Annotated in this window: 13 protein-coding genes; 6 read left to right on the top strand and 7 right to left on the bottom strand. The window is 74.3% G+C overall.

The features are described from left to right. Positions 1 to 17 precede the first annotated feature (17 nt). From hemG to ACFQ8C_RS07300, 6 genes are read right to left on the bottom strand one after another with little or no spacing between them, the layout of a single operon-like run. Positions 18 to 1,451, bottom strand: coding sequence for a protoporphyrinogen oxidase (gene hemG / locus ACFQ8C_RS07325; protein ID WP_383453167.1), 1,434 nt, complete (start codon positions 1,449 to 1,451; stop codon positions 18 to 20). Further along, complete coding sequence (locus ACFQ8C_RS07320; protein WP_383453165.1) at positions 1,439 to 2,629, bottom strand: TIGR04053 family radical SAM/SPASM domain-containing protein; 1,191 nt, start codon at positions 2,627 to 2,629, stop codon at positions 1,439 to 1,441. Before ACFQ8C_RS07320 ends, hemG begins: the two co-directional genes overlap by 13 nt. Continuing rightward, positions 2,626 to 3,348: a respiratory nitrate reductase subunit gamma gene (gene narI / locus ACFQ8C_RS07315; RefSeq protein WP_383453163.1), complete on the bottom strand. Its 723-nt coding sequence runs from the start codon at positions 3,346 to 3,348 to the stop codon at positions 2,626 to 2,628. The genes ACFQ8C_RS07320 and narI overlap by 4 nt, the downstream gene beginning before the upstream one ends. After that, positions 3,348 to 4,001, bottom strand: a complete 654-nt coding sequence (gene narJ / locus ACFQ8C_RS07310; RefSeq protein WP_383453161.1) for a nitrate reductase molybdenum cofactor assembly chaperone — start codon at positions 3,999 to 4,001, stop codon at positions 3,348 to 3,350. Before narJ ends, narI begins: the two co-directional genes overlap by 1 nt. After that, complete coding sequence (narH, locus tag ACFQ8C_RS07305; protein ID WP_383453159.1) at positions 3,998 to 5,530, bottom strand: nitrate reductase subunit beta; 1,533 nt, start codon at positions 5,528 to 5,530, stop codon at positions 3,998 to 4,000. Before narH ends, narJ begins: the two co-directional genes overlap by 4 nt. Continuing rightward, a complete protein-coding gene (locus ACFQ8C_RS07300) occupies positions 5,530 to 9,225 on the bottom strand; it encodes a nitrate reductase subunit alpha (RefSeq protein WP_383453158.1) in 3,696 nt (1,231 codons plus the stop codon). The genes narH and ACFQ8C_RS07300 overlap by 1 nt, the downstream gene beginning before the upstream one ends. Positions 9,226 to 9,363: 138 nt before the next feature. Here ACFQ8C_RS07300 and ACFQ8C_RS07295 point away from each other — a divergent pair, with 138 nt between their 5' ends. Beyond that, on the top strand, positions 9,364 to 10,104 hold the full coding sequence (locus tag ACFQ8C_RS07295) for a YwiC-like family protein (RefSeq protein ID WP_383453156.1): 741 nt from the start codon (positions 9,364 to 9,366) through the stop codon (positions 10,102 to 10,104). 6 nt (positions 10,105 to 10,110) lie between these two features. On the opposite strand, the gene ACFQ8C_RS07290 is transcribed toward ACFQ8C_RS07295, so the two are convergent. Beyond that, a complete protein-coding gene (locus ACFQ8C_RS07290; RefSeq protein ID WP_383453154.1) occupies positions 10,111 to 12,762 on the bottom strand; it encodes a flippase-like domain-containing protein in 2,652 nt (883 codons plus the stop codon). Between the two features lie 150 nt (positions 12,763 to 12,912). Between ACFQ8C_RS07290 and ACFQ8C_RS07285 the strand changes: the two genes are divergently transcribed. The 5 genes from ACFQ8C_RS07285 to ACFQ8C_RS07265 all read left to right on the top strand — a co-directional run bounded on the left by ACFQ8C_RS07285 (position 12,913) and on the right by ACFQ8C_RS07265 (position 22,617). After that, positions 12,913 to 13,314 (top strand): MGMT family protein, encoded by a 402-nt coding sequence (locus ACFQ8C_RS07285; RefSeq protein WP_383453153.1) that lies wholly within the window; start codon positions 12,913 to 12,915, stop codon positions 13,312 to 13,314. Positions 13,315 to 13,634: 320 nt separating this feature from the next. Continuing rightward, a complete protein-coding gene (locus ACFQ8C_RS07280; protein ID WP_383453151.1) occupies positions 13,635 to 17,162 on the top strand; it encodes an ATP-dependent helicase in 3,528 nt (1,175 codons plus the stop codon). Positions 17,163 to 17,344: 182 nt separating this feature from the next. Beyond that, complete coding sequence (locus ACFQ8C_RS07275) at positions 17,345 to 18,118, top strand: hypothetical protein (protein WP_383453150.1); 774 nt, start codon at positions 17,345 to 17,347, stop codon at positions 18,116 to 18,118. Between the two features lie 92 nt (positions 18,119 to 18,210). Further along, positions 18,211 to 19,017 carry a hypothetical protein gene (locus ACFQ8C_RS07270; RefSeq protein WP_383453149.1) on the top strand — a complete coding sequence of 269 codons (807 nt, stop codon included), beginning with the start codon at positions 18,211 to 18,213 and terminating at the stop codon, positions 19,015 to 19,017. 225 nt (positions 19,018 to 19,242) lie between these two features. Next, positions 19,243 to 22,617, top strand: coding sequence for a UvrD-helicase domain-containing protein (locus ACFQ8C_RS07265; protein WP_383453147.1), 3,375 nt, complete (start codon positions 19,243 to 19,245; stop codon positions 22,615 to 22,617).

Here is a 22,617-nt window from a genome sequence, read left to right as displayed (position 1 = left end):
ACGGTGTACAGGGCGGCTCAGGAACCGCCCGCTCCCGGTCCCGTCACCGACTCCGCCGCTCCTGGTCCCGTCATCGACTCCGTCGGTCCCGGTCCCGGTCCCGCTCCCGATCCCGTCACCGACTCCGCCGCCCGCAGGCCCGTCGCCACGCAGGCCGCCACGCCCACGCCCTCGTACGCCGCCCCGCACAGGGCCAGCGACGGCAGCTCCGCCACGGCCGCCCGGGCCCGGTCCACCCGGGCCGCGTGGCCCGTGTCGTACTGGGGGAGACCCGCCGGCCAGCGGGTGACGCGCGCGGCGAGCGGCTCCGGGAGCGGGCCCAGGGCCGCGCGGAGGTCCGCCAGCACCCGGGCCACCAGGACACCGTCCGGCTGCTCGACGAGGCCCGTCGTACCGGCCCGGCCCAGCGAGGCGCGGACGACGCACGGCCCCCCTCCCGGGAAGGACCACTTCCGGGACAGCAGCGTCGCGGCCTTGATCGTCCGGCCCTCGGCCGACGGGACGAGGAAACCGTTCCCCGGGGGCAGCCCCGCCTCCGTCCCCGGCGGGAACGCCAGCGCCACCACCGCCGTGTCCGCGTGCCGGATCCCGCCGAGCGCCGCCGACGCGTCCGGCGCGAGGCCGGCCAGGAGCGGCGCCGCGGCGTGGGCCGGGAGGGCGAGCACCACCGCGTCCGCGGCCAGGACGCCGTCGGCGGTGGTGACCCGCCACACCCCCGGCCCCCGGTCCAGGGCCGTCACCGGCGTCCCCGTCAGGATCCGCGCCCCGGAGGCCCGGGCCACGGCCGCCGGGAGCAGCCCGGTGCCGCCGGCCACGCCGCGTACCACCGCCCGCGGCGGGCGCGCGGGCCGGTCGCGGAGCGCCGCGAGCAGCGAGCCGCCGCGTCCGGCGAGCACGGCCAGCGGACCGAGGGCGGAGCGCAGCGAGAGGCGGTCGACCTCGCCCGCGTACACCCCGCCGAGGAGCGGTTCGACGAGCCGGTCGACGGCTTCCCTGCCGAGCCGCCCGGCCAGGTACTCCGCCACCGACACGTCCCGCCCGTCCACGGGCGCCGGCGCCGGCAGGGTCTCCTCCCGGCGCAGCCTCGCCAGCCCCGCCTCCGACAGCAGGCCCGTGCCCTCCAGGAGCGACGGGTCCGGGGGCACGCCCATCACATGGCCGGGCGGCAGCGCCCGCAGCGCGCCCCGGCTCCACAGCGTCACCGGGCCCGGCGCGGGGTCCCGCAGCGCCCCGCCGAGACCGACGGCCTCCGCGAGGTCGACGGCCTCCGGCCGCAGCGCCATCAGCGACTCCGCGCCCTCGTCGACCGGCACCCCGGCCAGCGTCCCGGTGCGCAGCTTGCCGCCGATCCGGCCGTCGCCCTCCAGGACGGTCACCTCGGCCCGCCCGCGCAGCGACCACGCCGCCGCGAGGCCGCTGATGCCGCCGCCGACCACGATCACCCGGCGCATGCCAGTACCTCCCGGAGTTCGTCCTGGTGGGGGAAGGAGCCGGGCTCGTAGGCGCACCACGGGTCGGCGGCGAGCGGGTCGCCGGTGACCGCGTACGCCCGGGAGCGCGAGCCCCCGCAGACCGTCGCGAACTCGCAGGCCCCGCACCTGCCGCCCAGCCGCGCCGGGTCCCGCAGCGACCGGAAGAGCTCCGACTCCCGGTAGATCAGGGGCAGTTCGCGGTCCTTCACGTTTCCCGCCGACAGTGGCAGGAAGCCGCTCGGATGGACCTCCCCGGTGTGGGAGACGAAGACGAAACCGCGGCCGGAGGAGACGTCCATCGGCGGGCGGCGCGCGGTGCGCCGTTCGCCGTCGAACAGGCCGAGTCCGGCGGCCCGTTCGGTGAGCCGGGCGTGCAGTCGGCCGAGCCGGGGGTGCTCGCCGCGCCGGGCGAGCACCGCCCGCTGGAGCGCGACCCGCCGGAAGTGGTGGCCCTCGGTCGTCTTCACCGGCATCCGCGCGCCGAGGTCGTACAGGAAGTGCAGCACGTCCTCGCACTCGGCGGCGGAGAGCGCCCCGAGCTGCCCGGCGCGGCCGGTGGGCACGAGCAGGAAGCCGGACCAGAGCATGGCGCCCTCGCGCCGCACGAGCGCGGCGATGTCGGCGAGGTCGGGCAGGCTGTGCCGGGAGACGGTGGTGTTGATCTGCACCTTCAGACCGAGCTCCCGGGCGGCCCGCCAGCCGTCGAGGGTGAGGTCGAAGACGCCGGGCACGCCCCGGAAGGCGTCGTGCCGGGCGGCGGTCGAGCCGTCGAGGGAGAGCGAGAGGGCGACCGCGCCGGCGTCCCGGATCCGGGCGAGGCGCGCCCGGTCGAGCGTCGGCGTCCCGGACGGCGAGACGGCGACCCGCAGTCCGGCCCCGGTGCCGTACGCGACGAGTTCGGCGAGGTCGGGCCGCTGGAAGGGGTCGCCGCCGGTGACGACGAAGAGCGGGGCGGGCTTCCCGAAGGACGCGACCTGGTCCATCAGGCGGCGGGCGGCCGGTCCGTCCAGCTCGTCGGGGTGCCGGTCGGGGACGGCCTCGGCCCGGCAGTGCAGACAGGCCAGCGGGCAGGCCCGCGTCGCCTCCCAGATGACGAGGAACGGCCGCTCGCCGACGGGCTGCCTGGGTCGCCGTACGAGGGTGCGCGCGGCGGTCACACGCGCTCCCAGCCGCGCTTCGGCGCCCGGTTGGCGATCGTGCCGGGGCGGCGGCGCCGGTAGACGACGAAGGGGCGGAAGAGGTACCGCACCGGCACCGCGAACATGTGCACCAGCCGTGAGTAGGGGATCAGCGCGAAGAGCGCGAAGCCGAAGAGGACGTGCAGTTTGAAGACGAGCGGCGCGCCCGCCATCAGGCCCCAGTCGGGGCTGAGGGCGAACAGCGAGCGGAACCACACCGAGACGCCCTCGCGGTAGTTGTAACCGTCCGTCGCGCCGGTGGAGTTGAGGACGGTCGCGAGGATGCCGAGCGTCATCGCGCCGAGCAGCACCGTGTACATGAGGTGGTCGCTCTTCAGCGTCGCCCCGCGCACGGCGGGCACCCGCGTCCGCCGGTACACGAGGATGCCGATGCCGACGGCGGCGGCGACCCCCGCGAGGGCGCCGGTGGAGACCGCCATCAGGTGGTACGCGTGGTCGTCGATCCCGATCGCGTCCGTCCACTCCATGGGGACCAGCAGTCCGACCACGTGCCCGAGGACGACGAAGAGCATCCCGAAGTGGAAGAGCGGCGAGCCGATCCGCAGCAGCCGCGACTCGTGCAGCTGGGAGGAGTGGGTGGTGATCCCGAAGCGGTCGTAGCGCCCGCGCCAGAGCGTGCCCGCGACGAGCAGGGCCACCGAGACGTAGGGCAGAACGCCCCAGAGCAGCAGATCCATCAGACCGGGGTCCTCTCGGCGCGGTTCACGGTGGGCCAGGGCAGTTCGACGCCCGGGCCGCGGGGTTCGATTCCGAGCGGGTCGAGTCCGACGAGCTCGCGCGGCGGCCCGGACCGGGCCAGCGCCTTCGCCTCCTCCCGCGTCCGGGGCGAGGGGCCCGGCAGGGTGCCGCAGACCGCCTCCAGGACCCGGAGGTACGGGGTGTCCACGGCGGCCAGCGCGAGCCTCAGCAGCTCCAGCCCCGCCCGGTGCTCCTGGAGGAGCGCCGTGCCGGGCTCCTCGTGGCGGGCGGCGAACTCCAGGGCCGCGGGGAGGAAGTCGGGCAGCTCGTCGCTGTCGAACTCCATGCCGTGCTCGCGGTAGGTCCGCTTGACGGCGACGAGGGAGAGCCCGCGCCGCCGGGTGTCGCCGTCCGTCCACCACGTGAGGTAGAGGCAGCGGCGGTTGCGGGTGTCGAAGGTGTCCGTGTAGTGCGCGGCGAGGTCCAGGAGCGGGGTCCGCTCCACCTGGTCCAGGAACTCCGCGAGCCCCGCACCGCCACCCGGCGCACCGGACAAGGCCCGCCGCAGCAGCGGGAGTTCCTCGTACAGCCGCTCGTCCGGGTAGCTCAGGCAGCGCGCCGCCACCAGCCGTACCACCGTGTCCGGGGTCATGAACTCCTCCTCGTGCGGCCCAGGTTGAGCAGGACCCGGCTGCCGTCGGCCGCCTGGTCGGCGACCGGGCAGCCCGCGTCGGGTTCCAGGGGGTGGGAGTCGGCGAGCGCGTCCGCGTCGGCGCGGGCCGCCGTCGGGATCACGTACCGGTCCTCGTACTTGGCGATGGCGAGCAGCCGGAACATGTCCTCCATCTCCTGCCCGGTCAGCCCGACCGCCTCGGCGGCGGCCTCGTCCCTCTCCTCGCCGAGGTTGACCGCCCGCATGTAGGAGCGCATGGCCGCCATCCGGCGCAGCACGGCCGCCACGGGCACGGTGTCGCCGGCGGTGAGCAGCTCGGCGAGGTACTCGACCGGGATGCGGAGGGCGTCGATCGCGCCGAAGAGGTTCCCCGCGTCCTCGCCGTCGCTGCCGGTGGCGGCGACCGCGTCGACCACGGGGGAGAGCGGCGGCACGTACCAGACCATCGGCATCGTGCGGTACTCCGGGTGGAGCGGCAGCGCGACCTGGTAGGTGGCGATGAGGTCGTACACGGGGGAGCGGCGGGCCGCTTCCAGCCACTCCCCGGTGATCCCGGCCGCCCTCGCGGCGGCGGCGACCGCCGGGTCGTGCGGGTCGAGGAAGCACTCCAACTGCGCCGGGTACAGGTCGTGTTCGTCCTCCACGGCGGCCGCCTCGGCGACCTTGTCGGCGTCGTACAGCATCACGCCGAGGTACCGCATGCGGCCGACGCAGGTCTCGGAGCAGACCGTCGGCATGCCGACCTCGACGCGCGGGAAGCAGAAGGTGCACTTCTCGGCCTTGCCGGTGGCGTGGTTGAAGTAGACCTTCTTGTACGGGCAGCCGGTGACGCACATCCGCCAGCCCCGGCACCGGTCCTGGTCGACGAGGACGATGCCGTCCTCCTCGCGCTTGTACATGGCGCCGGACGGGCAGGCGGAGACGCACGCCGGGTTGAGGCAGTGCTCGCAGATCCGGGGCAGGTAGAACATGAAGCTCTGCTCGAACTCGAAGCGGATCCTCTCGCCGACCTGCCGTCGCACCTTCTCGACCAGCGGGTCCTTCGGTCCGTGTTCGGGGGCGCCGCCGAGGTTGTCGTCCCAGTTGGGGCCCCACTCGACCTTGTCGAGGGGTTCGCCGGTGACCTGGGAGACGGGCCGGGCGGTCGGCAGGTCGTCCCCGGCGGGGGCCTCGGTGAGGTTCTTGTACTCGTACGTCCACGGCTGGTAGTAGTCGTCGAGCTCCGGCAGCTCCGGGTTGGCGAAGATCTGCCCGAGCCGCTTCAGCCGGCCGCCGGCCCGCAGCCGCAGCCGCCCGGACCGCGTCCGCTCCCAGCCGCCCTTCCACCGCTCCTGGTCCTCCCAGCGGCGCGGGTAGCCCTGTCCGGGGAGGGTCTCGACGTTGTTGAACCAGACGTACTCGGTGCCCTGCCGGTTGGTCCACGCCTGCTTGCAGGTGACCGAACAGGTGTGGCAGCCGATGCACTTGTCGAGGTTCATGACCATCGCGACCTGTGCCATCACGCGCATCAGTACTGAACCTCCTGGCTGCGGCGGCGGATCACCGTCACCTCGTCGCGCTGGTTCCCGGTCGGGCCCAGGTAGTTGAAGGCCCAGGTCAACTGGGCGTAGCCGCCGATGAGATGGGTCGGCTTGAGCATCACGCGGGTGAGCGAGTTGTGGATCCCGCCCCGGCGGCCGGTCTTCTCCGTCTTCGGGACGCCGACCGTGCGCTCCTGGGCGTGGTTCATGTAGACCGTGCCGGCGGGCATCTTGTGGGAGACGATCGCGCGTGCGGTGACGACGCCGTTGCGGTTGACCGCCTCGATCCAGTCGTTGTCGCGGACCCCGATGGCCTCGGCGTCCTGCGGCGACATCCAGATCGTCTGCCCGCCCCGGCCGAGCGTCATCATGTACAGGTTGTCCTGGTACTGGGAGTGGATCGCCCACTTGTTGTGCGGGGTCAGATACCGCACCGCGACCTGCTTCCCGCCCGCCCGTCGCCCGCCACCACCCCTCTGAGGATGCCCTTCGGGCAGCACCTGCTCGACGGACCCCAACTCCGGCTCCCCGTACAGCCGGTGCATGTCCAGCGGCGGCTTGTAGACGGGCAGCGCCTCGCCGACCTCGTGCATCCAGTCGTGGTCGAGGAAGAAGTGCTGGCGTCCGGTGAGGGTGTGCCAGGGCTTGAGGTGCTCGGTGTTGACGGTGAAGGCGGTGTAGCGGCGGCCGCCGGACTCGCTGCCCGACCACTCGGGCGAGGTGATGACCGGGACGGGCCTGGCCTGGGTGTCGGCGAAGGTGATCCGCTTGCCCTCGGCCTCGGCGGCGAGGTGGGCCATCCGCTGCCCGGTGCGCTTCTCCAGCTTCTCGAAGCCCTGGGTGGCGAGCCGTCCGTTCGAGGTGCCGGAGAGGGAGAGGATCGCCTCGCAGGCCCGCCGCGCGGTGTCCAGGCGCGGCCGGCCGTCGGCCACCCCGCCCCTGACCAGGCCGTTCATCGCCCCCAGGGAGGCGACCTCCTCGTCGACGTCGAAGGTGATCGCCTTCGTCGTGACCCCGAGCCGGTCGACCAGCGGGCCGAGCGCGGCGAACTTCTCGCCGACCGCGCCGTAGTCCCGCTCGACCACCGTCAGGTTGTACATCGTGCGTCCCGGCACCGGATCGCACTCGCCTTTCGACCAGTCGAGCGCCACCCCGCCGGGCTGGGCCATCTCGCCGCCCGGGGTGTCGTGCTGGAGGGCCGTCGCCACCAGGTCCTTCCGGACGCCGAGGTGCTCCCGCGCGAGTTCCCCGAAGCGGCGGGCGAGGGCGAGGAAGGCGTCGTAGTCGGAGCGGGCCTGCCACGGCGGGTCGACGGCCGGGGTGAAGGCGTGCAGGAAGGGGTGCATGTCCGTGGAGGACAGGTCGTGCTTCTCGTACCAGGTGGCGGCCGGCAGGACGACGTCCGACAGCAGTGTCGTGGACGTCATCCGGAAGTCCATGGCGAGCAGCAGGTCGAGCTTGCCCTCGACGTCCTCCTCCCGCCACCGCACGTCCCTCGGGGTGCAACGCGGGCCGTCGGAGGGGAGGTTGGAGTGGGTGCCGAGGAGGTGCTTGAGGAAGTACTCGTTGCCCTTGGAGGAGGAGCCGAGGAGGTTGGCCCGCCACACGTTGAGCACCCGGGGCCAGTTCTCCGGCGCGTCCGGGTCCTCCCCGGCGAAGCCGAGGGTCCCGTCCTCCAGCGCCTTCACCGTGTCGGCGACCGGGTCGTCCTGGGCGCCGAGCTCCAGCGGGTTGCGGTCGAAGGTCGGGTACGAGGGCATCCACCCCATCCGCGCCGAGGCGGCCAGGCAGTCGGCGCCCGTCATGCCCTCGAAGCGGCCGGAGCCGAGCGGCGAGGCCAGCGCGTCGGCCGGCAGGGTGTCGTACCGCCACTGGCCGGTGTGGAGGTAGAACCAGCCGGCGCCGATCATGTGCCGGGGCGGCCGGCCCCAGTCGGAGGCGCTCGCGAGGGTGGCCCAGCCGGTCACCGGGCGGCACTTCTCCTGGCCGACGTAGTGGCCCCAGCCGCCGCCGTTGCGGCCCTGGCAGCCGGTCAGCGTCAGCAGGGCGAGGAAGGCGCGGTAGATCGTCTCGGAGTGGAACCAGTGGTTGGTGCCCGCGCCCATCAGGATCATGCAGCGGCCGTGCGAACGCTCGGCGGTGTCCGCGAACTCCCGCGCCACCCGCGCCGCCTGCGCGGCCGGCACCGACGTGAGCGTCTCCTGCCAGGCGGGGGTGCCGGGCTGCGAGGCGTCCTCGTACGACTCCGGCCACTCGCCCGGCAGGCCGTCGCGCCCGACCCCGTACTGGGCGAGCAGCAGGTCGTACACGGTGGTGACGAGCCGGTCGCCCAGCCGCCGGACCGGGACGCCCCGCCGCAGCACCTCGCCCTCCTCGTCGAAGCGCGGCAGCACCACCTCGGCGGACTCGCCCTCCTCCAGGAGGGAGAGCCGGGGCCGCACGCCGTCGAGGTCGAGGTTCCAGTCGGGTTCGCCGCCGGTGCCCCAGCGGTGCCCGAGGGTGCCGTGGGGCACGACCGGCTCTCCGGTGGCGTCGTCGACGAGGACGGTCTTCCACTCGGCGTTCTCGACGTCCCGCCCGAGATCGGCGGCGGTGACGAACTTCCCCGGGACGAGACCCCGTTCGGTCTCCTGAAGGGTGATCAGGAACGGCAGGTCGGTGTAGGTCCGCACGTACTCCGCGAAGAACGGGGTCTCCCGCTCGACGAAGAACTCCTTCAGGACCACGTGCCCCATCGCCAGGGCCAGCGCCCCGTCCGTCCCGGGGTGCGGGTGCATCCACTCGTCGGCGAACTTGGTGTTGTCGGCGAAGTCGGGGGAGACCGTGACGACCTTCTGGCCCCGGTAGCGGGCCTCCGTCATCCAGTGGGCGTCCGGCGTGCGCGTCACCGGCACGTTCGACCCCCACATCAGCAGATAGGCCGCGTCCCACCAGTCCCCCGACTCCGGTACGTCCGTCTGGTCGCCGAAGACCTGCGGCGAGGCCACCGGAAGGTCCGCGTACCAGTCGTAGAAGGAGAGCATCGGCGCGCCGATCAGCGCGTGGAAGCGGGCGCCGGCCGCGTGCGAGGCCATCGACATCGCGGGGATCGGGGAGAAGCCGGCCACCCGGTCCGGGCCGTGCTCCTTGACGGTGTGGACGTGCGCGGCGGCGGCGATCTCCACCGCCTCCTCCCAACTCGCCCGCACCAGACCGCCCTTGCCCCGGGCCTGCTGGTAGGTGCGGCGGCGCACCGGGTCGCGCTGGATGTCCGCCCAGGCGAGCACCGGGTCCTTCAGCCGCTTCTTCGCCTCCCGGTACATCGCGAGGAGGGTGCCCCGGACCATGGGGTGGCGGACCCGGGTGGGGGAGTAGCTGTACCAGGAGAAGGAGGCGCCGCGGGGGCAGCCGCGGGGCTCGTACTCGGGCCGGTCGGGACCGACGGAGGGGTAGTCGGTGGCCTGGGTCTCCCAGGTGATGATCCCGTCCTTGACGTACACCTTCCACCGGCACGAGCCGGTGCAGTTGACCCCGTGGGTGGAGTACACGACCTTGTCGTGGCTCCAGCGGTCCCGGTAGAACGACTCGCCCTCGCGACCTCCGGTGCGGTGCACCGTCCGCAGGTCCTCGGAGACCTCGGAACGGGAGAAGAACCTTCCCGCTCGGAGGAGGATCTCGGCGGCGTCCGGCTGCTCCTGCTGCACGTCAGGCTCCTTCACGACGATGCGTTCAGCAGCCTGAGCCTAGGCCGGGCGAAGCAGGCGAAAGGGGGGCCATTGGTCCCGTACGGGGGTGACCAAATCCCGCATTTGTCCCGGGGGGCGGTGTGTGACGCTGGCCGGGTGAGCACTGTCCGACGGTGGATACCGAACCAGCACGGAGCCTGGGCCATGCTCGCCGTGCCCTACCTCGCGGGAGTCCTGACGGGCTCCCCGACCTGGCTCCAACTCCCGCTCTTCCTCGCGTGGTTGCTCGGCTACTGCGCCGTCTTCCACGCCGAGCAGTGGGTACGGCTCCGACGCGCCTCCCGCAACCCCCGGGCAGCCGCACGCCACCGGCGCCCCGCGCTGCTCTTCGCCTGCGCGACGACCGCCTTCGGCCTGCCCCTGCTGCTCGCCGAACCGTGGCTCGCGGCCGCCGCCGCGCTGATGGCGCCCTTCCTCGCGGTGAACGTGCTCTACGCCCGCCGCAACAGGGAACGGGCCCTGGTCAACGGGCTCGTGGCGGTCGTGCCCGCCTGCGGGATGCTGATCGTCGCGCTGCGCGCGGGCGGCGGCACGGTCGCCGAGGGCCTCGCCCCGGCGCTCGCCTGTCTGCTGTACTTCGCCGGCACCGTCCCGTACGTCAAGACGATGATCCGCGAGCGGAACTCGGAGGCCTACCGGCGGGGTTCGGTCGCCTACCACGCCGTGGCCCTGCTCGCGGCGGGCCTCCTCGGCCCCTGGCTCGCCGTCCCCTTCGCCCTCTACCTCGCCCGCGCCGCCCTGCTCCCCGGGCGCGGGCTCAGGGCGCCGGTCGTGGGCGCCGTCGAGGTCGGCTGCTCGCTGCTGCTCCTCGGCTTCCTCGTCGGCGTCCACGGCTGACGGCGGTCACAGCGACTCCCGCCTCGTCAGCCAGTTGAAGCAGATCCAGCCCGGCAGGACCGGCAGCCACAGGGTCAGCAGCCGGTAGAGGAGGACAGCCGGGGTGGCGACCTCGATCGGCAGGCCCACGGCGACGAGGCCGCCGATGAGCGCGCCCTCGACCGCGCCGACACCGCCGGGCGTCGGGGCGGCCGAGCCGAGCGCGTTGCCCGCGAGGAAGACCACGGCCACGCTCGCGTAGCTGATCGACGCGTGCCCGTGCCCGAAGGCGCGGATCGAGGCGTCCAGGCAGAAGACGAACGCGCCGGTGAGCAGCAGCATCCCGCCGATGCCCGTGACCAGCTTCATCGGCCGCTGGAGCACGTCCAGCATGCGCGGCACCACGCCCGCGAAGAGCGAGCGCAGCCGGGTGGAGACGAACTTCCGCATGAAGGGGATCGCCGTCACCACCAGGACCAGCACCGCGACCGTCAGCAGACCCGCGATCACCGTCCTCGACGGCGTGAACGACTGCGACTTCTCGGTGCCCGTCAGATAGCCGAAGGAGAGCAGCAGCACGATGTGCGCCCCGAGCCCGAAGAGCTGCGAGGCGCCGACGCTCGCCACCGCGAGCCCCGGACGCACGCCCGCGCGCTGGAGGAAGCGGGTGTTGAGGGCGACACCGCCGACCGCCGCCGGGGCGACGATCTTCACGAACGAACCGGCGACCTGCGCCACCACCGTCCGCCAGAACCCGACCCGCTCCGGCACGAAGCCGAGCAGGCTCATCGCCGCCGCCACGTAACTGATCGCGGAGAAGACCACGGCCGCCGCCACCCACCGCCAGTCCGCCTCGCTGACCGTGGACAGCGGCGTGCGGGTGATCTGCGACAGCAGGAAGTACGCGGCGACCGCGCCCGCGATCAGCGAGATGAGCGTGCGCGGCTTGATGCGCTCCAGCCGGACCGGCTCCACCGGCGCCTGCGGCCGGATCAGCAGCACCTGCCGGCGGATCTGGGCGAGCAGGTCCTCCTCGCGGGCCTCGTCGAGGGCCTCGTCGAGCGCCCGCTTCTCCGCCTTCTTGTCCGCCCGCTTCTCGGCCTTCTCGGCCTTGGGGTCGGTGCCCGGCGCCGGGAGCCCCGCGTGGGCGGCCGCCTTGGCCAGCTCCCGCTCCTTCTTCGCCTCCTCGGAGGCCGCGAGGACCGCGTCCCGCTCCCGCTGCGAGCGCTCCCGCGCCAGCCTGCGCAGGGTCGCGCGGGTCGACCGGCTCAGCGCGATCGGCTGGAGCAGCGGCAGACAGTCCGCCACCGCGTCCGGGCCCAGCACCTCCACGGCCGCCGCCACCGTCCGCTCCGCGCCGACCCGCAGACCCAGGGTCGTCAGGAACTGCGCGATGTCCATCCGCAGCACCAGATCGCCGGCCGCGATCTCGCCGCCGCGCAGATCCGTCAGGAACACCCTGCCGGAACGATCCACCAGGATCGCGTCCCCCGACAGCCTGCGGTGCGCGATCCGGCGCGACTGGAGCGCCTTCACCTGCCGCCACGCGCTGCGCACCAGCTCGTCGGTGATCTCGTCGTCGTCCAGCGAGTCCAGGCTCCGCCCGCCGATGTGCTCGTACACGAGCATCACCGCGTCGGGCCCCAGCTCGGAGGTGGCGATGAGCTTCGGCGCGTGCGCGCCGGCCGCGATCGCCGCGTACGCGAGCAGCGCCTCCTGTTCGAGCGCCTGCCGGAGCGAGACGATCGAACGGCGGGTCGTCACCGTCCGCAGGGTGATCCGCCGCCAGAGCCGGTAGAAGAAGCCGTGCGCCTGTTGCTCCCGGTCGACGACGGTGACGTCCAGCGGTGGCCCGTCCTCCAGGGTCACGATGTAGCGGCGGCCCCGGTCCCCGCTCTCGGCGGTCTCGGGCACCTCCTCCGCGCGCAGCGCCGTCACCGGCCGGAAGCCGACCCGGCGGAGCCCCGCGAGGAGGGTCTGGCCGGTCGGCCGGACGTTCGGCGAGCCGACCGCGTACAGGGTGCCGTACGCCACCGTCCAGCCGATGAGCACGGTGAGGATGATCGAGAAGGCGGTGGTGTAGCCGGCCACCAGCATGGTGAAGGCGTCGAGCAGCAGCACCGCCCAGAGCGAGAACCGCCAGCGCGGTCTGCGGGCCATGCCGACGGCCGTCATGTAGGCGATCACCGGGGCGAGGTAGTTGTGCACCGGGTCGGTCAGCCCGCCGCCGCTCGCCGGCTGGGTCAGCGCGTCCTGGATCGTGTCCGGCGCGGCCTTCGCCACCCACAGGTCGATCGCCAGCGTGACCCCGTGCGCGAGCACCGCCGCGAGGACGCCGTCCGCGATCCGCAGCCCGTCCCGTTTCACGAGGCGTTCGATGGCGAACGCCACCGGCAGCACCAGGATCGCGATCGACGAGACCAGACCGGCGATCCTGACGAAGACGTCGGAGGCGCCGACGGCCCCCTTGTTGATGTCCTGCTCCAGGCCGGACGTGGTGCCGTGGGCGAAGGCGGCGATGGCGAGGACGACGGCGATGGCGAGCGCCCCGGCCAGCAGGCGCATCAGGTCGGAGGGCCGGTGGACACGCGCGGCGAGCAGCGGCTCGTCGCCGGAGACCCGCTCGGGCATGTCGGGCCGAGCCTCACCGGGAGGCTGTGTGTCCTGACCCATCACCATGTCCGTCTCTGCGTGTACTTCCGCTACTTCTGCTACGTCTGCCTGCGTCTGCCGCTGTTGATCTCGTATCACCAGTCACCGCCCGGACGATGGTGGCACGAAGAGCCGCCCGGCGGAGGCATCAGGGCCATGTCGGTGGGGTGAGGCAGGATGAGACGGATGAGCCTGGAGGGACCCGTGGGACAGAGCGGAGCGAGCGGAGCGGAAGACTCCGGACCGGTGGGCGAGCTGCCCCCGTACGCCGAGGCGGTGCTCGACGCCGCCGACCGCATCCCGCCCGGGCGGGTGATGACCTACGGCGACGTCGCCGAATGGCTCGGTGAGGGCGGCCCCCGCCAAGTCGGCCGCGTGATGGCCCTCTACGGCGGCGGCGCCCCGTGGTGGCGGGTGGTCCGCGCCGACGGCACCCTGCTGCCCGGGCACGAACTGCGCGCCCTCGGCCACTACCGCGAGGAGGGCACCCCGCTCCGCGAACGCGGCCCTGCGGCGGAGGGGCACCTGCCGAGGATCGACATGCGCCGGGCCCGGTGGGACGGCGGCGAAGCGGAATGACCGGCCGAGGGCGCGCCGCGATCCCCGCGTGCGGGATCTCACACGCGCGCGTGGTGCCCACGTCGCGCCCGGGCCCCCGCCCGTCCGGTCCCGGAGACCGGGGCCCGCGGCCGCCCGGTTTCGCGTAACGTCGACGGGCACGCCGCCGACGGCGACGGATCCGGCGACGGATCCGGCAGAGGTGCGGACAGCGGTACGGGCCCCGGCACGCGCGCGTGCGCGGACCCGGCTCGCCGCCGCTCCCCGCGGCCCTCCGCGTACCTCCGTCGTCACCGGCACCGCCCGCACCACATCACCACAGACCAGGACCGGCCAACCACGTGAGCTCCTCCTCCACCACCCGGCCGACGCCGCCGCACCGGGGACAGCCGTACCCGGGCGCGGGCAGGCAGCGGACCCCCGGCGCGTACCGGCTGGTGCGCACGGCGCCGGCCCCGGTGGATCCCCCTCAGCTGGACGCAGCGCAGCGGGCGGTGGTTGAGCACGACCGGGGACCGCTCCTCGTCCTCGCCGGACCCGGCACCGGGAAGACGACGACGCTGGTGGAGGCCGTCGCGGCCCGCATGGAACGCGGCACCGACCCCGAGCGGATCCTCGTCCTCACCTTCAGCCGCAAGGCCGCCGTCGAACTCCGCGACCGGATGGCCACCCGGCTCGGCGGCCGCCGCCCGCCCCAGGCCACCACCTTCCACTCGTACTGCTACGCCCTCATCCGCGCCCACCAGGACGCCGAACTCTTCGCCGAACCCCTCCGGCTCCTCTCCGGACCCGAACAGGACCTCGCCGTCCGCGAACTCCTCGCCGGCCAGATCGACCTCGAACGGGCCGGGATCGGCGGCGTCCGCTGGCCGGACGAACTCCGCGCCTGCCTCACCACCCGGGGCTTCGCCGACGAGGTCCGCGCCGTCCTCGCCCGCTCCCGCGAGCTCGGCCTCGGCCCCGACGCGCTCCGCCGCTTCGCCGAACGCGTCGGCCGCCCCGACTGGAAGGCCGCCGCCGGCTTCCTCGCCGAGTACCTCGACGTCCTCGACCTCCAGGGCGTCCTCGACTACACCGAGCTGGTCCACCGGGCCGTCCTGCTCGCCGAGCGGACCGCCCTCCCCGGGTACGACGCCGTCTACGTCGACGAGTACCAGGACACCGACCCCGCGCAGGTCCGGCTCCTCACCGCGCTCACCGGCGGCGGCCGGAACACGGTCGTCGCCCTCGGCGACCCCGACCAGTCGATCTACGCCTTCCGCGGCGCCGACGTGAACGGCATCCTCGACTTCCCCGCCGCCTTCGGCGGAGCCCCCGTCCGCGTCCTCGGCACCTCCCGCCGCGCCGGCGCCGGACTCCTCGCCGCCACCCGCCAGCTGACCCGGCGGATGTCGCTGACCCGCCTTCCCGCGGCCGCGGTCCGCGCCCACCGCGAGCTGTCCCCGGTACGCGACGGAGGCCGGGCCGAGGCGTACACGTACCCCACCGCCTCCGCCGAAGCGGAGAACATCGCCGACCTCCTGCGCCGCGCCCACCTGGAGGACGGCGTCCCCTGGCACGACATGGCCGTCCTCACCCGGGCCGCCGCCCCCCTCCCGTCCCTCCGCCGGGCCCTCACCTCGGCGGGCGTCCCGGTGGAGACGGACACGGCGGACACCCCCCTGCGCCACGAACCGGCCGTGGCCCCCCTGCTGCTGGCGCTGAGAGCGGTGGCGGGCGCGGCCCCGCCCCAGCCCGCCGCACCGGCGGGCGCCGCCGCACCCGCGGGCACCGGCGAGCCCGCGGGCACCGGCGCGCCCGCAGCCGCCCCGGCGTCCGACCCCGCGCAGGGCGCGCCCGCGTCCGCGTCGAAGGACGTCGCACCGGCCGCGTCCGCGTCGAAGGACGTCGCACCCGCCGCGCCCGCAGCCGCCCCGCACGTGCCGGACGCGTCCGTACTCGTCGCGCCCACACCCGCGCCCGCGCCCGCGCCGGAGAGTGCCGCGGCCGGTGCCGGCTGGCTTCCGGTCGAGACCGCCCTCGAACTCCTCGCCTCCCCCCTCGGCGGTGTCGACCCCGCGGACCTGCGGAGACTCGGCCGTGCCCTCCGCGAAGAGCACCGCGCCGCGGGCGACAAGCTGCCGCCCCCCTCCGACGTCCTCCTCGCCCGCGCCCTCGCCGAACCCGAACGGCTCGCCGCCCACGACCCCGCCTACGCCCGCGGCGCCCAGCGCCTCGCCCGCCTCCTCCAGGAGGCCCGCACCCTCCTCGCCACCGGCGGCACCGCCGAGGAGGTCCTCTGGCAGCTCTGGAACGGCACGCCCTGGCCCGGCCGCCTGGAGCGCGCCGCCCTCCGCGGCGGCCCGGCCGGCCGCAACGCCGACCGGGACCTCGACGCCGTCTGCGCCCTCTTCGAGACCGCCGCCCGCGCCGAGGAACGGCTCGGCGGCCGTGGCGTGCTCAACTTCCTGGAGGAGCTCGACGCCCAGGACATCGCCGCCGACACCCTGACCCGCCGTCACACCCGCCCGGACGCGGTCCGGCTGATGACCGCCCACCGCTCCAAGGGCCTGGAGTGGGGGCTCGTCGTCGTCGCCGGCGTCCAGGAGGGCCTCTGGCCCGACCTGCGCCGCCGCGGCTCCCTCCTCGAAGCCGACCGCATCGGCCGCGACGGCCTCGCCGAACCGCTCACCGCCGGCGCCCTCCTCGCCGAGGAGCGCCGCCTCTTCTACGTGGCCGCCACCCGCGCCCGCGAACGGCTCGTCGTGACCGCCGTGAAGGCCCCCGCCGAGGACGGCGACCAGCCCTCCCGCTTCCTCGCCGAGCTGGGCACCGAACCGAAGGAGGTGCCCGGCCGGCCCCGCCGCCCGCTCGCCGTCTCCGCGCTCGTCGCCGAGCTGCGCGCCACCACCGTCGACCCGGACGCCTCGCCCGCGCTCCGTGACGCCGCCGCCCGCCGGCTCGCCGCCCTGGCCGCGCTCGCCGACGAGGACGGGCAGCCGATGGTCCCGGCCGCCCACCCGGACCGCTGGTGGGGCCTCCACGAGACCACCCGGAGCGAGGTGCCGCTCCGGGACCGCGACCGGCCCGTCGCGCTCTCGCCGAGCGCCCTGGAGAACCTCGCCGCCACCTGCTCCCTCCAGTGGTTCCTGGGCCGGGAGGTGAAGGCCGCCGAGCCCGCCTCCGCGGCCCAGGGCTTCGGCAACGTCGTCCACGTCCTCGCCGACGAGGTCGCCTCCGGCCGCACCCCCGCCGACCTGGACGTCCTCATGGCCCGCCTGGACACCGTCTGGGACGGGCTCGCCTTCGACGCCCCCTGGAAGTCCGCGCAGGAGAAGGAGCACGCGCGCGTGGCGCTGGAACGGTTCCTGCGCTGGCACGTCATGGACCGGGGCGGCCGCACCCCCGCCGCCTCCGAGCACGGCTTCGACGTCACCCTCGACGCGGGCGCGTACCAGGTCCGCATCCGCGGTTCCATGGACCGCGTCGAGACCGACGAGCAGGGACGGGCGTACGTCGTCGACTTCAAGACCGGCAAGTCCGCCCCGACCCGGGACGAGGTCGCCCACCACCCGCAGCTCGCCGTCTACCAGCTCGCCGTCCGCGAGGGCGCCCTGGACGAGGTCTTCGACGGCCGCCGCCCCGAACCCGGCGGCGCCGAACTCGTACAGCTGCGCCAGGCCGCCCCCAAGAAGGAGGGCGGCGACGCCCTGCCCAAGGTGCAGGCCCAGCGGCCGCCGGAGGGGGAGTGGATCGGCGAGCTGCTCGCCACCGCCGCCGGCCGGGTCCTGGACGAGCGCTTCACCCCGACCGCCGGACAGCACTGCGCGAACTGCTCCTTCCGCGCCGCGTGCAGCGCCCGCCCCGAGGGCCGCCAGGTCGTCGACTGACCGCCGGTCGGGCGGCGGCCGGGCGGCGAGTGACGGGAGTCACGTTTCCATCCGTGCATCCTTTGCCACCCCCGGATCGTCAATGTGTCGGCGGTACCGCATAAGGTCGCCGTCAAGAAAAGCTGTGAATCTTCGCTTTCGAACACGTCGAGAGCACCACCAAGCACGCTGGGAGTACGCGCATGAGGGCCAACCGGAAGCTCTGGGCCACCGCGGCGATCTGTCTGACTGTCGTCGTCGGTGTCACCGGCTGCGGCAAGGGCGACGACAAGGCCGCCGACCCCTTCGCGGGCCTCTCGGCCGACGACATCGCCAAGAAGGCCGTCGAGACGACCAAGGGCGCCACCTCCGTCCACATGCAGGGCTCCGGCAAGGAGGACGGCAAGGAGACGACCGTCGACGTCACCGTCGACGGCAAGGGCTCCTGCAAGGGCAGCATGTCCACGGCCGGCGAGGGCAAGGCCGAGATGGTCGGGACCGGTGGCGACCTCTACATCAAGGGCGACGACGCGTTCTGGACCGCCTCGACCGGCGGCGAGGACGCCTCCTCCGAGGGTCCCGACTTCGGCCAGCTGCTCCAGGGCCGCTGGATGAAGTCCCCGGCCGAGGCCGGCGACTCCAAGGACTCGGACGACTTCTGCGACCTGAAGACGATCTTCGCCGACATGGAGAAGGAGACCAAGACCACCGGTCTCACCCGCGGCGAGGACGCCGACGTGGACGGCGCCTCGGCCGTCGTCCTCACCGGCAAGGGCGACAAGGACGGCGAGTCCACCACGCTCTACGTGGCCCGTGACTCCGCCAAGCCGTACATCCTCCGCGTCGTCACCACCGGTGGCGACGACCCGGGCACGGTCACGCTCAAGGACTACGACAAGCCGGTCACCGTCGAGGCCCCGCCGGCCGACCAGGTCATGGACATGGAGCAGCTCATGAAGGAAGCCCTCAAGGGCTGACCTCCCGCCCTCCGGCCCCTCGGGGCCGAGTAGCGGCCACGCGCGCGTGGAGCGACCCTGGTGACAGGGTCCGGGGGGACGAGGAGGCTCGTATGCGGTCCCAGTCCAGCCACCGGAAGCTCCGCGCCGCGGCCGTCGTCTGCGCCGTCGCCGCCGTCGCGGTCCCCGCCCCGGCGGCGGCCTGGGCGGCGACGCGCGCCCCCGCCCGGGCCGTCACGGCCCCGACGCCGGATCCCTTCGACGGGCTCACCCCCGGCCAGATCGCCGACCGGGCCGTCGACGCCACCCGCTCCGCGGACTCCCTGCGCATGACCGGACGGGTCGTCTCCGAGGGGCAGGACCTCGACGTCGACTTCTCCGTCGACGACAAGGGCTCCTGCCAGGGCCGCATCGGCGTCGACGACGGCGAAGCCGAGCTCCGCCGGCTCGACGACATCACCTATATGAAGGGTGACGAGGCCTTCTGGCGGATCTCCATGACCTCCCAGGGGATCCCGGAGAACCAGATCGCCCCGGTCATCGAACTCGTCAAGGGCCGCTGGCTCAAGATCGCCCCGGGCCAGGCCGGCAGCGCCGACCTCGGCGAGATCTGCGACCTCGACTCGCTCCTCGACGACCTCGACCAGGACAAGGACGACCGCGCGGGTCTCCGGCGGGGCCCGGACCGCGAGGTCGACCACACGCCCGTGGCGACCCTCGTGAAGAAGGAGTCCGGCGAGACCACCACCGTCTCCGTCGCCCAGGAGGGCAAGCCGTACATCCGCCAGGTCGTCAGGACCGGTGGCGAGGAGCCCGGCTCGATGACCCTCTCCGAGTACGACCGCCCGGTGGACGTCACCGCCCCGCCGGCCGACGAGACCGTCGACCTCTCCCGACTCGACCCCGGCGTTCCCGCCTGACGGCGTTCCGGTCTGACGGCGTTCCGGTCTGACGGTGTTCCCGCCTGACGGAGCTCCCGCCTGACGGCGCTCCCGCCCGGCCCCACCCCGCCTGACCGAGCCCCCACCCCGCCCGGCCGCCCCCGCCGCGAACCGCACCCCCGCGCACTGTGAGGCGCGGGGGGAAACCGCAGGTGGGACGGGTGCGGGGCGGGAATGTCCGAGCGCCCGGCTAGCCTCTCCAAGGTGACCGCACGCATCACCGACCCCGAGCAGCTCAAGGAGCTCCTCGGCATCCCCTTCACGCCGGAGCAGACGGCCTGCATCACCGCGCCGCCCGCCCCGCAGGTCGTCGTGGCCGGAGCCGGCTCCGGCAAGACGACGGTGATGGCGGCCCGGGTCGTGTGGCTGGTCGGCACCGGACAGGTCGCCCCCGAGCAGGTCCTCGGCCTCACCTTCACCAACAAGGCCGCCGGCGAGCTCGCCGAGCGCGTCCGCACCGCCCTCGTCCGCGCCGGCGTCACCGACCCCGACCCGGTCGACCCGGAGAACCCCCCGGGCGAGCCCCGCATCTCCACGTACCACGCCTTCGCCGGGCAGCTCCTCACCGACCACGGCCTGCGCATCGGCCTCGAACCGACCTCCCGGCTCCTCGCCGACGCCACCCGCTACCAGCTCGCCGCGCGCGTGCTCCGCGAGGCCCCCGGCCCCTACCCCGCGCTCACCAAGTCCTTCCCGACCCTCGTCGAGAACCTGCTCGCGCTCGACGCCGAACTGGCCGAGCACCTCGTCGAGCCCGCCGAACTCCTCGCGTACGACTCCGAGCTGCTCACCGCCCTCGCCGGCGCCAGGCTCACCAACGACGACCTGCGCCGCCTCCCCGAGACGGCCGTCGCCCGCCGCGAGCTCACCGGGCTGGTCAGCCGCTACCGGGCCGCCAAGAGCTCCCGTGACCTCCTCGACTTCGGCGACCAGATCGCCCTCTCCGCGCGGCTCGCCACCACCCGGCCCGAGGTCGGCGCGATCCTCCGCGACGAGTTCCGGGTCGTCCTCCTCGACGAGTACCAGGACACCTCCGTCGCCCAGCGGCTCCTCCTCTCCGGCCTCTTCGGGCAGGGCACCGGCCACCCCGTCACCGCCGTCGGCGACCCCTGCCAGGCCATCTACGGCTGGCGCGGCGCCTCCGTCGCCAACCTCGACGACTTCCCCACCCACTTCCCGCACGCCGACGGAACCCCCGCGGGCCGCCGCTCCCTCTCCGAGAACCGGCGCAGCGGCGGCCGCCTCCTCGACCTCGCCAACGGCCTCGCGACCCCCCTGCGGGCGATGCACGAGGGCGTGGAGGCGCTGCGGCCCGCGCCGGGCGCCGAGGCCGACGGCACCGTCCGCATCGCCCTCCTCCCCACCCACGCGGAGGAGCTCGACTGGCTGGCCGACTCCCTCGCCCACCTCGTCCGCACCGGCCGCGAGCCCGGCTCCATGGCCGTCCTGTGCCGCACCGCCGGCGACTTCCCCGCGATCCAGGCGGCCCTCGTCGCCCGCGACGTCCCCGTCGAGGTCGTCGGCCTCTCCGGCCTGCTCCACCTCCCCGAGGTCGCCGACCTCGTCGCCGTCTGCGAGGTCCTCCAGGACCCCGGGGCCAACGCCTCCCTGGTCCGCCTCCTCACCGGCCCCCGCTGGCGCATCGGCCCCCGCGACCTCGCCCTCCTCGGCCGCCGCGCCCGCCTCCTCGTCCACCACGGCGGCGCCGACCCCGACCCCGGGCAGCGGCTCGCCGCCGCCGTCGAGGGCGTGGACCCCGCCGAGGTGACGTCCCTCGCCGACGCCCTCGACACCTTCCTCGACTCCGGCGGCCACCCCGACGACGGCCTGCCCTTCTCCGCCGAGGCCCGGGTCCGCTTCGCCCGCCTCGCCGCCGAACTGCGCTCCCTGCGCGCCTCCCTCGCCGACCCCCTCATGGACGTCCTCCACCGGGTCCTGTCCGTCACCGGCCTGGAGGTCGAGTTGTCGGCCTCCCCGCACGCGCTCGCCGCCCGCCGCCGCGAGACCCTCGGCAACTTCCTGGACGTCGCCGCCGGCTTCGCCTCCCTCGACGGCGAGGCGAGCCTCCTCGCCTTCCTCGGCTTCCTGCGCACCGCCGTCCAGTTCGAGAAGGGCCTCGACAACGCCCTGCCGGGCGGCGAGAACACCGTGAAGGTCCTCACCGCCCACAAGTCCAAGGGCCTGGAGTGGGACGTCGTCGCCGTCCCCGGCCTGGTCGCCGGCCAGTTCCCGTCCGCCCGCGCCCGCGAGTCCTGGACCTCCCAGCCCCAGGTCCTCCCGCACGCCCTGCGCGGCGACGCGGCGACCCTCCCGGACCTGGACGCCTGGGACGCCGCCGCCATGAAGTCCTTCAAGGCCGCGATGACGGAACACCAGCACACCGAGGAACTCCGCCTCGGCTACGTCACCTTCACCCGTCCCCGCACCCTCCTCCTGGCCTCCGCCCACTGGTGGGGCCCCTCCCAGAAGAAGCCCCGCGGCCCCTCGGCCTTCATGGCGGAGCTGTACGCCCACTGCGAGCAGGGCCACGGCGACATCGAGGCATGGGCGGACGAGCCGGAGAAGGACACCGGGAACCCCCTCCTGGCGGAGGCCGGCCAGGACCTCCCCTGGCCCCTGCCCCTGGACGAGGACGCGCTGAAGCGCCGCAGGCACGCGGCCGACGCCGTCCTGGCCCGACTGTGGGACCACGCCCCGCAGGGCGTGGGGGCGACCCCTCCGGGGGAGGGCGAGCACCACTCCCCGGACACGGCCCCCGCCCCCCGGGACCCGCACCCCGAGGACCTCTGGCTCCCGGACGACCCGGAGGAGGCCCCGCGGCGGCAGGACCCGCGGGAGGCGATCCCGCACCCCCGGGAGGCCCCCCTCACCCCGGAGGAGCTCCGCACCATCGCCTCCTGGGACAGGGACCTCACCGCCCTCACCGCGGAGCTCCACCGCACCCGCGCCACCACCAGGGACGTCCTCCTGCCCGCGTACCTCTCCGCCTCCCAGGTGATCCGCCTCGCCGAGGACCCGGACGCCTTCGCGCAGGAGCTGGCCAGGCCCATGCCCCAGCGGCCGCAGCCCGCGGCCCGCCGGGGCACCCGCTTCCACGCGTGGGTGGAGTCCCGCTTCGAGGAGCTGCCGCTGCCGTTCCTCGGCCCGGACGAGCTCCCCGGCGGCGAGGACTTCGCCGGCGAACCGGAGATCGTCGACGAGCGGGACCTGGAGGCCCTCAAGGAGGCCTTCGCACGCACCCCGTACGCCCACCGCGCCCCGTACCGGGTGGAGGTCCCCGTCCACCTCACCCTGGGCGGCCGGGTGGTCCGGGGCAGGATCGACGCCGTCTACCGGGACCCGGAATCGGGCACGTACGAGATCGTCGACTGGAAGACCAGCCGGCACCGCGCCGCCGACCCCCTCCAGCTGGCGCTGTACCGGCTCGCCTGGGCCGAGCAGCACGGCCTGGAGCCCGAGGAGGTGGCCGCCGCCTTCGTCTACGTACGGACGGGCGAGGTGGCCCGTCCGGCCCGGCTGCCCGGGCGGGCGGAGCTGGAGGCGATCCTGCTGGGCGGGGCACCCCCCGGCGCCGGATAG

The sequence above is a fragment of the Streptomyces sp. NPDC056503 genome, assembly GCF_042794995.1.
Classification (GTDB): domain Bacteria; phylum Actinomycetota; class Actinomycetes; order Streptomycetales; family Streptomycetaceae; genus Streptomyces.
Note: the sequence above shows the minus strand (reverse complement) of the source record. Positions and strands in the feature narration are given on the sequence as shown.

Bases quoted from the DNA above. Each gene is read 5' to 3' on its own strand.
- narI (WP_383453163.1), bottom strand. From the start codon at position 3,348: ATGGATCTGCTGCTCTGGGGCGTTCTGCCCTACGTCTCGGTGGCCCTG.
- ACFQ8C_RS07285 (WP_383453153.1), top strand. From the start codon at position 12,913: ATGAGACGGATGAGCCTGGAGGGACCCGTGGGACAGAGCGGAGCGAGC.
- narH (WP_383453159.1), bottom strand. From the start codon at position 5,530: ATGCGCGTGATGGCACAGGTCGCGATGGTCATGAACCTCGACAAGTGC.
- narJ (WP_383453161.1), bottom strand. From the start codon at position 4,001: ATGACCCCGGACACGGTGGTACGGCTGGTGGCGGCGCGCTGCCTGAGC.
- ACFQ8C_RS07275 (WP_383453150.1), top strand. From the start codon at position 17,345: ATGAGGGCCAACCGGAAGCTCTGGGCCACCGCGGCGATCTGTCTGACT.
- ACFQ8C_RS07270 (WP_383453149.1), top strand. From the start codon at position 18,211: ATGCGGTCCCAGTCCAGCCACCGGAAGCTCCGCGCCGCGGCCGTCGTC.
- ACFQ8C_RS07290 (WP_383453154.1), bottom strand. From the start codon at position 12,762: ATGGTGATGGGTCAGGACACACAGCCTCCCGGTGAGGCTCGGCCCGAC.
- hemG (WP_383453167.1), bottom strand. From the start codon at position 1,451: ATGCGCCGGGTGATCGTGGTCGGCGGCGGCATCAGCGGCCTCGCGGCG.